Annotated in this window: 8 protein-coding genes, 3 tRNA genes and 2 pseudogenes; 11 read left to right on the top strand and 2 right to left on the bottom strand. The window is 26.9% G+C overall.

The genetic code is table 11. The features are described 5' to 3' along the window. Window position 1: 1 nt before the first annotated feature. Window positions 2-1,528: a UDP-N-acetylmuramoyl-L-alanyl-D-glutamate--2,6-diaminopimelate ligase gene (locus DB318_RS03440; RefSeq protein ID WP_151074313.1), complete on the bottom strand. Its 1,527-nt coding sequence runs from the start codon at window positions 1,526-1,528 to the stop codon at window positions 2-4. 114 nt (window positions 1,529-1,642) lie between these two features. On the opposite strand from DB318_RS03440, the gene DB318_RS03435 reads away from it, so the two are divergent. The 7 genes from DB318_RS03435 (at window position 1,643) to DB318_RS03405 (ending at window position 6,895) form a co-directional block, all read left to right on the top strand. After that, window positions 1,643-1,715: transfer RNA gene (locus DB318_RS03435), tRNA-Cys, on the top strand. 86 nt (window positions 1,716-1,801) lie between these two features. Further along, window positions 1,802-3,040 (top strand): hemolysin family protein, encoded by a 1,239-nt coding sequence (locus DB318_RS03430; protein WP_151060514.1) that lies wholly within the window; start codon window positions 1,802-1,804, stop codon window positions 3,038-3,040. A gap of 41 nt (window positions 3,041-3,081) precedes the next feature. Then, window positions 3,082-4,017 carry an FtsH protease activity modulator HflK gene (gene hflK / locus DB318_RS03425; protein ID WP_151060513.1) on the top strand — a complete coding sequence of 312 codons (936 nt, stop codon included), beginning with the start codon at window positions 3,082-3,084 and terminating at the stop codon, window positions 4,015-4,017. After that, window positions 4,018-4,989, top strand: a complete 972-nt coding sequence (gene hflC / locus DB318_RS03420) for a protease modulator HflC (RefSeq protein WP_151060512.1) — start codon at window positions 4,018-4,020, stop codon at window positions 4,987-4,989. 135 nt (window positions 4,990-5,124) lie between these two features. Continuing rightward, window positions 5,125-5,197: transfer RNA gene (locus tag DB318_RS03415), tRNA-Phe, on the top strand. A 19-nt stretch (window positions 5,198-5,216) separates the two neighbouring features. After that, window positions 5,217-5,289, top strand: a tRNA-Phe gene (locus tag DB318_RS03410). Between the two features lie 28 nt (window positions 5,290-5,317). Further along, a complete protein-coding gene (locus DB318_RS03405) occupies window positions 5,318-6,895 on the top strand; it encodes an HD domain-containing phosphohydrolase (RefSeq protein ID WP_151074312.1) in 1,578 nt (525 codons plus the stop codon). Here DB318_RS03405 and rsmD read toward each other — a convergent pair. Further along, entirely contained in the window at window positions 6,873-7,442 is a 570-nt protein-coding gene (gene rsmD, locus DB318_RS03400) for a 16S rRNA (guanine(966)-N(2))-methyltransferase RsmD (protein ID WP_151060510.1), read from the bottom strand. The genes DB318_RS03405 and rsmD overlap by 23 nt on opposite strands. 52 nt (window positions 7,443-7,494) lie before the next feature. On the opposite strand from rsmD, the gene DB318_RS03395 reads away from it, so the two are divergent. The 4 genes and pseudogenes from DB318_RS03395 to DB318_RS03380 all read left to right on the top strand — a co-directional run. Then, on the top strand, window positions 7,495-8,331 hold the full coding sequence (locus DB318_RS03395) for a UTP--glucose-1-phosphate uridylyltransferase (protein WP_151060509.1): 837 nt from the start codon (window positions 7,495-7,497) through the stop codon (window positions 8,329-8,331). After that, window positions 8,318-10,067: pseudogene (locus DB318_RS03390) on the top strand (BB_0208 family protein). Before DB318_RS03395 ends, DB318_RS03390 begins: the two are co-directional and overlap by 14 nt. A gap of 25 nt (window positions 10,068-10,092) precedes the next feature. Continuing rightward, entirely contained in the window at window positions 10,093-10,863 is a 771-nt protein-coding gene (locus tag DB318_RS03385) for a tetratricopeptide repeat protein (protein WP_151060507.1), read from the top strand. Beyond that, window positions 10,856-12,147, top strand: a pseudogene (locus tag DB318_RS03380) (tetratricopeptide repeat protein); the annotation flags it as partial. The gene DB318_RS03385 and the pseudogene DB318_RS03380, both read left to right, overlap by 8 nt.

Here is a 12,147-nt window from a genome sequence, read left to right as displayed (position 1 = left end):
ATCACTTCTCCTTTTCTGATTTTTTTAAACCTAAAATAGCATTTTGAACCACCTCTTGTTCATTCCAAAAAGCTTCTGTATTTTTATAAATTATTGAACTTTCATGTCCTTTTCCTAAAACTACAACTAAGTCTCCTGCCCTTGCAAGACCTATTGCTTTTTCAATAGCCTGCTTTCTATCAGGAATAAAAAACAAATTCTGATTTACAACTTTATTTACAATTCCTTTTGCAATATCTTTAATTATACACATACTATTCTCGCCTCTTGGATCTTCATCACAAAGTACAATTAAATCAGAATAAATATCTGAAATTTGTCCTTGGAAAAATCTTTTTGCAACATCTCTTTCTCCTGCAGAACCAAAAACAGAAATCAATCTATTTTTAGCAAATCTTTTAAAAATAGGAAAAAGTTTAGAAAAAGCACCGGGGGTATGAGCATAATCAATGATTACAGAAAAATTTTGCCCTAAATTAATATTATCCATACGCCCATCAAGACTCTTAATGTAAATAAGCTTCTCAATAATGTCTTGAATATCAGTATTTAAAATTTTGGAAACTAAAATAAGAGCAGCCATTACATTCTCAACATTAAAACTCCCCAACAGGTTAACATTAGCAATGTATTTAACCCCTTTATGATAAAATTCAAAACTGGTAGAATCTGTTTTCTCATCAATAAAGCTGACAAAAAAATCTGCTTGATTGCTTTTTAAGCTATAAGTAAAAGATTTTTCAATAGCATTCTTAAAGTCAGAAGAATAAAAGTCATCAAGATTAACAACTCCGAAACCAGCATCATCACTAACAGACTGGAAAAGGCTTAACTTTACATTCAAATAATTTTGAATTGTACCATGAAATTCAAGATGCTCATGTCCAATATTAGTAAAAACAACAGCAAAATAATTAACATCAATAAGTCTTGCTGTTTCAAGGTCAAGCCCATGAGAAGTAGATTCAAGAATTGCATATTGAACCTCATTTTTAACCATATTGCTTAAAAATAAATGTATTTCTGTAGATTCAGGAGTTGACTGTCTATAAGGATTTTTAATCAAACTTCCACTCCCATCATCAAAAAATACCGTCGATACAAAACCAACTTTAACGCCTTTGCTTTTTAAAAGCAAGTAGATATAATAACAAACAGAACTTTTACCATCAGTGCCAGTGACTCCAATAACTTTTAATTTTTTTGAAGGCTCATCGTAAAAAATATTTGAAAAATTAGACATAAATTTTCTTATGCTAAAGCTATCTACCTTAATATAAGTAACATTGGGATTGTAAAAATCCAAATCTCGCGAATATACAATAACATTGCTACCCTTTTGAATTGCGGTTTCAATAAAATCATGTCCATCAAAATGAATTCCTGGAAGAGCAAAAAACGCAAACCCGGGCAAAACTAATTTGGAACTGTAAGTAACTCCTGATATTTCTAAATCAAGAGAGCCTTTTATATATTTTATTAAATCTTGATCCAATTTTAATAAAACGTCATTAAGTTTTTTATTCATATATTAAAATTTTACATAAAACTAATAAAAATAGCTAAGAAATTTGAAATTATGCTTCAATAGAAGTTATATTTACAATTTTCTATTTTTTTAATAAACTAAGCAATGTTACAAGGCGCTGTACCCAAGTGGCTAAGGGAGAAGTCTGCAAAACTTTGATTCGCCGGTTCGATTCCGGTCAGCGCCTTTTATAGTCAAGTCAAAAATATTTTTGTTGCTTAAGAATGTAATAAATTAAAGCATTTTTGTTGAAGATAAATTAAAATAATACATATGTTAGAATTAACTGTGATACTACTATTTATAATATTATCTGCTATTTTCTCAGCATCTGAAACAGCTTACACTTCCTTAAGTGTACTTCAGATACAAGATATAAGAAAAAAGGGGAAATCTGGAATATCAGTGTACAACTTGGTTCAATCTCCTTCAAAATTAATCACTACTATTCTTATCGGCAACAATATATCAAATATAATTGCAAGTACACTTACAACAAAATTTGTACTTGAAAAATACGGAAACAGCACACTTGCAATATCAACAGGCCTAATAACAATAATCGTTCTAATTTTTGCAGAAATACTTCCAAAACAAATTGCAATTTTAAATAATGAAGTCATTGCTCTATCCACTTCATTTTTTTTAAAAACATTGATTTTTATATTTACTCCACTAATATATATAATAAATAAAATAATAAAAAAAATATTAAATCTCTTTAAAATTAAAACAAGCTATAAAATGACTAAAGAGAGCATAAAAAATATGCTCTCTTTAGCAGGAAATTTAGGAATTTTAAAAAACGATTCTAGAATATTTATGCAAAAAATGTTAGATATCGATCTGGTAAGAGCTTCTGAGATCATGACTCACAGAACAGAAGTTTTCTCACTCTCAAGCTCATCAAAGCTAAAAGATGTAATTAAATTGATCAAAGAGGAAGGATACTCTAGAATTCCTATATACAAAAGACAAAGCAGAGAACAGATAATTGGAATTTTAATAGCTAAAGACCTCATAGAGATAAATAAAAAAGATATGAATAAAAGCGTTTCTCAATTTATTAAACCCGCCGTATTTGTACAACAAAACAAAAAAATAAAAGACATATTAGATATTATGAGGAAAAAGCAAAAAATAATGGCAATCGTAATTGACGAGTATGGCGGTTTTTCAGGAATACTTACAATAGAAGACATAGTAGAAAAAATTTTTGGAGCAATATCTGACGAATACGACATTAAAGAGGAAAAGCCTCTGATTACACAAATCAACAACAATACTTACTCAATACTTGGAGAAACTACTTTTGACGAGATTGAAGAGATAATTGGAATATCTATTAAACATAAAGAGTATACAAATACAATCGGGGGATACTTAATAGATCTACTTGATAAAATACCACAAAAAGACGAAACCGTAACAACAACTGATGGAGAATATTTTATTAAAGAAATTCAGAATAATAAAATAAAAACAATAACTTTTATCAAGTCTAAAAAGTAACGATAAAATTCGCTTATAAAATAAAAATGGAGGAGAATCAAATGTTTAACATAAAACAAATTTTTAATAAAACTTACGAATATTTAATAATTATTATTACTTTAATACTAATATTAATAATAATTATTGCAAATATATTTATAGTCGGGCCATCAGAAGAAGCGATTGTACTTCGTCTTGGAAAACTTAACAGAACTCTTGATTCAGGAATACATGTTAAAATTCCATTAATTGAAGAAAAATTTATAGTGCCCGTAAAAATAGTCCAAGAAATTAAATTTGGATTTATAATATCTCCAAATGATATTAGAGAAAATGATAATGCAAGCGATGAAAGTATGATTATCACCGGAGATTTAAATATCATAAATATTGAATGGTTAGTGCAATACAAAATAAGAGATCCGTACTCATTTAAATTTAAAGTAGAAGACCCTGAGACAACAATTAAAGATATTGCAAAGTCATCAATGAATAGATTAATTGGGGACAATACTATTTTTGAAATAATAAACGATAACAGAGTAGGAGTGACAGAAGGTGTGAAATCTTCTATGAATGAAATAATAGATAATTATAATTTAGGCATTGATGTAGTGCAAGTACAAATTAGAAATGCCCTACCCCCAAAAGGAAAAGTTTACGAGGCTTTTGAAGATGTAAACATTGCCATTCAAGACAAAAATAAATACATAAACGAAGGGAAAAAAGAATTTAATCAAATAGTTCCCAAAATTAAAGGTGAAGCATTAAAGATTATTGAAGAAGCTAGAGGATACAAAGAAAGCAGAATAAATAATGCATTAGCAGACACAGAAATTTTTAATGCCATACTAGACGCTTATTTAAAAAATCCTGATATTACAAAAGAAAGACTTTACAATGAAACTATGAAAGAAATACTTGAGAACAAAGATAATATTGAATTAATTGACAAAAACTTAAAAAATTTTCTACCATTTAAAGAGGTAAAATAAATGAAATTTATAATAAATATTTTATTATCTACTATAAAAATTATAACTTTTACAATAATAGTTTGCTTAGCTATTTTGTCTATTTTCCAACCAATTTATATTTTAAAAGAAAATGAAATTTCAATAACCACTCGACTTGGAAAAATTCAAAGAACTGAAAGTTTAGCTGGGCTTAAATATAAAATTCCATTAATTGAAAGTGTACAAATATTTCCCAAAATCATTCTTAGATGGGATGGAGAACCTCAAAGAATTCCAACAGGCGGAGAAGAAAAGCAATTAATATGGATTGATACAACAGCTAGATGGAAAATTGCAGACATAAACAAATTTTACACAACAATAAAAACAATGAATAGAGCTTACGTCAGAATTGATGCAGCAATTGAACCTGCTGTTAGAGGAGTTATCGCAAAATATCCTTTGCTTGAAATTATAAGAAGCTCAAACGACCCAATTCAACGTTTGTCTAATGGAGTACTTACTCCGCAAGAAACAAAAATTAACAGTATTTATAAAATAACAAAAGGGCGAAAAATAATCGAAAAAGAAATAATTCGTATAGCAAACAACAATACCAAAGATATTGGGATTGAAATTGTAGACGTATTAATAAGAAAAGTTACTTATGATCCAAGCCTTATTGATTCTGTAAACAACAGAATGATTTCAGAAAGACAACAAATAGCAGAAGAACAAAGAAGCATAGGATTAGCTGAAAAAACAGAAATTCTTGGAAGCATAGAGAAAGAAAAGTTGAGCCTATTAAGCGAAGCAAAAGCCACTGCTGCAAAAATCAAAGCTGAAGGGGACCGGGAAGCCGCAAGAATTTATTCAAACGCATATGGCAAAAATATTGAATTTTACAAATTTTGGCAAGCATTAGAAAGCTATAAAGCAGTATTAAAGGATAAAAGAAAAATTTTCTCAACGGATATGGACTTCTTTAAATATCTTCACAAGAGAGATTAAAAATTTGTAAAATATAAATCCCAAGGTACTGTTACTATAAATTATTTTTTTAGAATTAAATTCAAAAGCTAAAATTTAAAAAGAGTTGACAAACATATATACTTATGAAAAAATTAAGGTATTGTAAATAAAAATGCTGCTGTAGCTCAGTTGGTAGAGCATAGGACTGAAAATCCTTGTGTCAGGAGTTCGATTCTCCTCGGCAGCATCTTAATTGAAATACAGTCGTCGCTGTAGCTCAGTTGGTAGAGCATAGGACTGAAAATCCTTGTGTCAGGAGTTCGATTCTCCTCGGCGACATTTATTTAAAGATTAAAAGGATCTCAAAGTGATACTTAAAGAAATAAAGCAAATAAAAGATCTAAATGAACAAGACGTAATTTTTGCAAGAATAGGAAATTTATCAAAACTTGGCACAAGAGTAAATGAAAAAATTATTAAAATACTCTCTAAGGGCAATACCCCTTACATTCCTGTACTTAAAAAAAAAGAAGATGAGTCATATGAGAACCTGATAAAAAAAATAAATGAAGAAATTTTAAATGATGAACTTAGCTACTTAAGAGAAAAGCTAATAGATAATCTAAGAGACGTATATAAACCCTTTAAAGAAGACGACCCAATATTTTTTACCAAAGGGAAAAAACCACTCATGAAAATAAATACATTAATGGAGTCTGAACCCAATCAAATTTATTGGAAAGAAATATTGGAAGGAAGCTTTAAAATACTTCCAAGGCATAAAATAATATCTTTGCAAAAAATTTTATTAGAAATATATCATTATTTTGATATTCAAAAGCTTAGAACAAAAGAAAACCTTAAAGATAAAAAAACTTTAAAAAAATTATATTTATATTCTGCTAGAAGAGATTATGAATTTTTTAAAGGAAAAGTCAAAACAGAAGGCGATTCAATACTCCTACATTCAGTCGACACAACAATTTATTTTCTAATTACAATTGCAAATTTGAACAAAATAAGATCTTTACAAAATGCACCTCGTTCAACTATTAAATTTTTTCTTGATAAAACTGAATATACCGAATTTACGGAATTTTTTTACGCAGAAGACATGATACTACAAGCCGCTCTTGGATCATTGCTACACTCAATAGGATTGATGCATATAACAATATTAGAAGATATAGGAAATAAAATAAGCCTTAAAAATAAAAATTCAAAAGAACAGCACAAATTAAAAATAGAATACTTGGAAAAAAATATTAACATTGCTAAGAATTTGTTTAGAATAAGAGAAGACATTTCAGCTATTACGAAAATGATAATCAATGGACAAAAAGACTACCTTGATGCTACTGGATATCCGCAATTAAAAATCAATAAATTTATTCATGAACTTGTTAGAATTTTTTGTATAATAGATACTTACGATGAATTGGTAAATCCAATAATAATAAAAGAAAGCGCCAACCCTTTAGAGGCTATTAAATTCTTAATGGAAAATAGCGGACAATACTATTGGAGCAAAAAAGAACCAAACGAGCAAACAAAAAACAAAAAATTTGACATTAAGATGCTAGAAAATTTTTTAACAATACTTGCGCCTTTTGATTATGGCCAAATAGTAAGTATAAATAAAAAAAACACTCATGAAAATCTTTTTCAAGCTGCTATTATTGAATACAAAATGGGCATTGTCCCAAATTTATCTATAATGAACAAAAAAGACCAGACTTACAAGCTAGAAGAAATAATAATGGATTTTGAAAACAAGGAAATTTTAATAAAAGATACAGATGGAAATTACAAAAAAAATCCACTAAAAAATGTGGACGATTTTGTAATACAAAACAACATTCCAGAATTAAATAAAAATGAAATTCAGCTCATTCTCTTTAACTATGAAAGAAAACCAAATCCTACAGTATTCTCAAAAAAATAAGTTTTGATCCCCCATACCTTTTCAAATTATAGACTGAAAATTTTGATGTATCTATATTCAAATCTTCACTGAAAGGACAATGCATAATGATATTAACTTTATCATTCAAAATTTTACCTTTTAAAATAATCTCAAGTAAATTAATCTTATTTTTATAATTAAAAGGAGGATCAAGATAAATAAAATCATAAAAAAGATCTTTTTTGCCCAAAAAATCCTCTGCTCTTTGAAAAAAGAATTTATAAAATTCCCCAACAAAACTAAAATTTTTTACTAATGTAATCTTAGTTTTTTTATTACATTCAACAAGATGTGCAAGACTTGCTCCCCTACTAAGAGCTTCAACAGACATTATACCAGTCCCCGCAAAAACATCCAAAAACTTTGAGTTAATAATATCCTTGAATATAATAGAAAAAAAAGCTTCTCTAACAAGAGACATCACAGGGCGAACAGCGCCAGTCTTGGGAAACAAAATTTTTCTACCTTTATATTTACCCGAACTTACATACATAAGTAGAAATTTTAAAATAATTTTAAAAAACATTGAATATATAAAATTAAATTTTTGCTATAATCTTATCTCAAGAGAGAAAAGTATGAAAGGCATCATTCTAGCAGCTGGGTATGGAACAAGATTTTTACCAATAACAAAAACAATTCCAAAAGAAATGTTACCGATTTTAAACAAACCAGCCATAGATTATATTATCCAAGAATTTATAGATTCAGGAATAAAAGACATTTTATTAATAAGCTCAAGACGGAAAAAAGTTCTTGAAGATTATTTTGACAGAGAAATTGAACTTGAAAATATTTTTTTAAAAGAAAATAAAAAAAATGAATTAGAAAAGATTAAAAATAAAAAAATTAACATAAGCTTCATAAGGCAAAAAGAAATGCTAGGCACAGGAAATGCACTACTTTATGCAAAACCTTGGATAAATAGAGAACCTGTAATTGTAGCTTACCCCGATGATCTTCACATTGGAAATCCACCATTAAGCTTACAATTGATCAAACTTTATGAAAAAACTGGAAAAAATATAATATCTATCATTGAAAATCCAGAAAATATAAACAGATACGGAGTAATAGATCTCTACAAAGACGAGATCCATGTAAAAAACATTATTGAAAAACCGAAAATTGGAAGTGAGCCTAGCAATAAAGCATCTATTGGAAGATTTTTATACAATTATGAGTTTTTTGAACATTTAGAAGAAGGATTTAAAATACATCAAAAAGGTGAATACTATCACATTTATGCTTTAAAAAAGTTGATGGATCAAAAAAAAGTATTATATAAAAATATTACGGGCAAAAGAATTGACACAGGAACTCTTGAAGGATATTTAGAAGCAATAATAAATTTTGCAAAAAAAGATAAAAATTTAATAGAAATTATAAAAAAAGGAATACATGAAAACGATTAAAAAAGATCCAGAATTTTATAATTCCCTTGCTACATTAAAAAAGTACATAATCAAACATATAGAAGAAAAAGTCTTAAAATACAGTATTTCTTCCCAACTTTATAAATTAGGAAAACCCGAAATAATAGAGCTTATAAAAATTAGCAATGATTATGAAAAAGAACAAAATACATTAAACACTTCACTCGAGGAATACTACTACAAAAAAACTCAAAATGAAATAATTAAAAAATGGATATTAGAAATAGTAAAAAGTAAAAATTTCGCTCAAATAAGCAAAGAAGCTAATTTCAACACCAAAAAATTAGGAATAACATATAAACTAAAATCCAACAACTTTTTAAAACTAATTGAAATACAAAATAACCCTTATTATTCTCAAGAAAAAAAAGATATTTACAAGCAAATTATATTAAATTTTTCCAGCAACATTAACATTAATAACTTAGAGCAAACAGTAGACATTCTAATAGCTGTAAGAAACAAAAATAAAATCAAAATATTAAATATATTAAATAAAAATTTAAAAAATCAATTGGAAAATCAAAAAGTTTTTAAATCAAGCTTAATTAATAAAGAAAGCAGGCTAATAAAACTAAAAAGAATGCTAATACTTACATATTGGCCGGTTGGATGTTTGAGTAAAAACATTTTTATTAAAATTTTGATAAAACATTACAAATACTTAGAAGAAGAAATTCTAGCGCTAAAATACAATGAAATTTTAAACTACTTGCGTGCAATAAAAACTTTAAGTCTTAATGAAATTTTTTATAAAGGTTCAAGCAAAAATATTAACTTTAATTATTTTTTCAGTGATTTTACACAATACACTCCAAAGGATTTTCAAAACACATTAAAATGTTATTTATATATAGTTGAAAAAACAATAACAAAAAAATATTTAACTTGGTTTTTCAAGGACAAAATATCAAATAATTGGGAATCTTTCATAAATGCACTTGAATACATTGAAAAACACAAATTAATCAACATAAAAGAAAAAATCAAAGAAATTATAAGCGCAAAATTTCAAACAGAGGATTTTTTTACATCTTTTGATAAAACAAATTTCAACCCCTATGAAAGCTCAACCATATTTAAAGAAAAATACATTAAAAATGCATTCATACAAAGCATTATGAACTATGTAGAAAAAACCTCTCAAAATATAGAAACTTATGGATGGATTGCATTTTATATTTATGCTGACAATAAGAATAAAAAAATTTTTTGTCAGCAAATGAAAGAATTTTTTAAAACTAAAACCTTTGAAATACAAAATCAAATATTTGTATATTTTCTATCTTTTTATCCTAATATTGAAAATAAGCATTTCAAATTTATATCAGATATGCTACTTTACCTTGACGAAAATAAAATTACAATACCTAAAAAAATAATAAAAATACAAAAAATAAATCCAAACCAACTAGATTACCAAAGGTCATATCTTTTAATAAAATCACTAAAAACAAGATCAAGAATTCTAAAAATTCTTCTAAAGAATATAAAATTTAATCTTATTGAAAAACTGGAAGATGAAAATGAGAAAAAATTATTACCTGCAATATGCTATTTAATATATTGTGAGAATCTGGTAGAATTAAAAAACAATAGAAAGATAAAATCTAATGAAAAAAGTAGTTTATTGGAATTTATTTCTTTTTTTCAAAACAAAATTGAAGCAAAAAATAAATTTTAAAAAAGAGCTTATTAAAGCTAAAGACATATAATCTAAATTAAATAAAATGGGAAAAAATGAGAATTTATTTATTATTATTAAGTAAAAATTGTAAATTTTTTATTTTATTTTTAATTTTAATATTTAATTCAAAATTAGCATATTCTCAAAGGCTAATTAGAATCGGCAAAGAAGAAATGAAAAATAAAAATTACATTCAAGCAATCGAAACACTAAGCGATGCTATTAAAAAATATCCAAAAGTACAGCTTGGCTACTACTTTTTATCAATAGCATATAGAGAAAATAACCAACTAACAGAAGCAGAAGGAGCCTTACTCGATGGAATTGCAGTAGGCGGTGAAATCGATTACATACTATATTATGAATTAGGTAACATAATGTTTAACAGAGGAGAGGGTTACTATCCCTTAGCAATAAAATATTATTCTAATTCTATTAAAAGCAAGCCCAATTATGACAGCGCACTGCTAAATAGAGCTAATGCTTATGTTCAACAGGGCAAAATAACATCTAAAGAAAAAGAATATCAAAAGGCTTGGGACTCATATACTATGGCTATCCACGACTACTCACAATTTATTACCCTTAGATCAAAAACAGAAAAAAAAGACAGCATTTTGCTTATAATAAGCTATTTAAGAAATGAAAAAATTAATCTTGAAAAAATTGACAAAAGTTTAAAGGGACGAACTGAGCATATTGTATATGCTAAAGAAGATAAAAATCAAATACTTAAAGATGGTTTTAAAGACAATCTAGAAACAAATTCTTTAATTGAGCTAGAAAAACTTAATTGGCAAGAGGAGTTACACATAGATGAATAAAAAACATACAAATTTTTCAGTATTATTGCTTTTAATTTTCTTACTTATCTTATCATTTGGAGGCTTTGGTTACTATATATATCAAAGCAAGTTAAATGACAAAAATCGAGAAATAATGCTAAACGAAGTTAAAAATAGTGTAATAGATCGAAACTATAAAAAAGCATACTCTGTTGCAAAACTTCTGCAAGACAAATACCCACAAAATGAAGACATTGTAATGCTTGCAAATACACTAGCAGAAATTGCAAACAGCAGTCCTTTTGAATCAAACGATTTACAAAGAGATTCTGCAAATAAAATCTTAGACAAGATTAAAGGTCAAGACAATTCAAAAACAAATGCAAACGAAAATTTTGATATCGCATTTAATAATAGATACATTAAAGACAGCGCAATAACAGAAAATTACTCTGACAGAAACGATGATGTTGGTATTGAAGATGAAGACATATCTGAATTTAAAAAAAGCAAAATCCCAAAAAAAATAAACCCAAATACAATATCAAAAGAAGAAGATCAAGCAATACAATCTTCAAATCCCAAATTAAACGTTAATGATGAAAAAAATTTATTTAATTTGGAAAAACTAAAAAAAAAAATAAGTGAAAAATCAAATAGTAAAAATTCTTTAAACAACACTCAAAAAATAGGAAATGATAAGCAAACCACAAATTTTTCCAAAGAAAAAAATGCAGAAAATATTTTAAAAACCCCAGAAAATAGTAAATATTCAAACAATGATAATGCTACTCCCTCAAATTCTAAAAAAGAAGGCGATTTTTCTCTGTCCGGTCAAACTCAAACAATAATGGGGAAAATTCATAGGCCATATAGCTATTTAATAAAAAAAGAGCTTTATGAAATATTAGACAATATTAATACCGGTAGAATCACACTTGGAAAAAACAGATTAAAAGAATTAATCAAAAAAGGGTTAAGCAACAAATTCCAAAAAGTAAATGAGTTGATTGAAAGTTTAAAAAATAAAGAAGCTTCCCATTTACTATTAACCTTAATAAAAAAAGATATTGAACCAAATTTAATTAATATACCAAAAGATCCTTACAAAAAAGACATTTTCCAATTAAATAAAGAAGACAATAAAATTCAACAATTGGAAAATCTTAAATCTAAGGTTTATTCAATAAAGCCTGCTGATCTTGAAAATCCAAAAACTCGTCAACAAGCCATTAAAGATCTAAACGAATTCTTAACAATAAATCCTAATGACAGCTATACCTCTAACACTTTAGCCCAAGCTAATAAAATTCAACAATTGGA

The organism is [Borrelia] turdi (genome assembly GCF_008828755.2).
Classification (GTDB): Bacteria; Spirochaetota; Spirochaetia; order Borreliales; family Borreliaceae; genus Borreliella; species Borreliella turdi.
Note: the sequence above shows the minus strand (reverse complement) of the source record. Positions and strands in the feature narration are given on the sequence as shown.

What these genes read in the sequence shown, in the direction of transcription:
- DB318_RS03440 (WP_151074313.1), bottom strand. Translation starts at nt 1,528, where the DNA reads ATGAATAAAAAACTTAATGACGTTTTATTAAAATTGGATCAAGATTTA.
- DB318_RS03430 (WP_151060514.1), top strand. Translation starts at nt 1,802, where the DNA reads ATGTTAGAATTAACTGTGATACTACTATTTATAATATTATCTGCTATT.
- hflK (WP_151060513.1), top strand. Translation starts at nt 3,082, where the DNA reads ATGTTTAACATAAAACAAATTTTTAATAAAACTTACGAATATTTAATA.
- hflC (WP_151060512.1), top strand. Translation starts at nt 4,018, where the DNA reads ATGAAATTTATAATAAATATTTTATTATCTACTATAAAAATTATAACT.
- rsmD (WP_151060510.1), bottom strand. Translation starts at nt 7,442, where the DNA reads ATGTTTTTTAAAATTATTTTAAAATTTCTACTTATGTATGTAAGTTCG.
- DB318_RS03395 (WP_151060509.1), top strand. Translation starts at nt 7,495, where the DNA reads ATGAAAGGCATCATTCTAGCAGCTGGGTATGGAACAAGATTTTTACCA.
- DB318_RS03385 (WP_151060507.1), top strand. Translation starts at nt 10,093, where the DNA reads ATGAGAATTTATTTATTATTATTAAGTAAAAATTGTAAATTTTTTATT.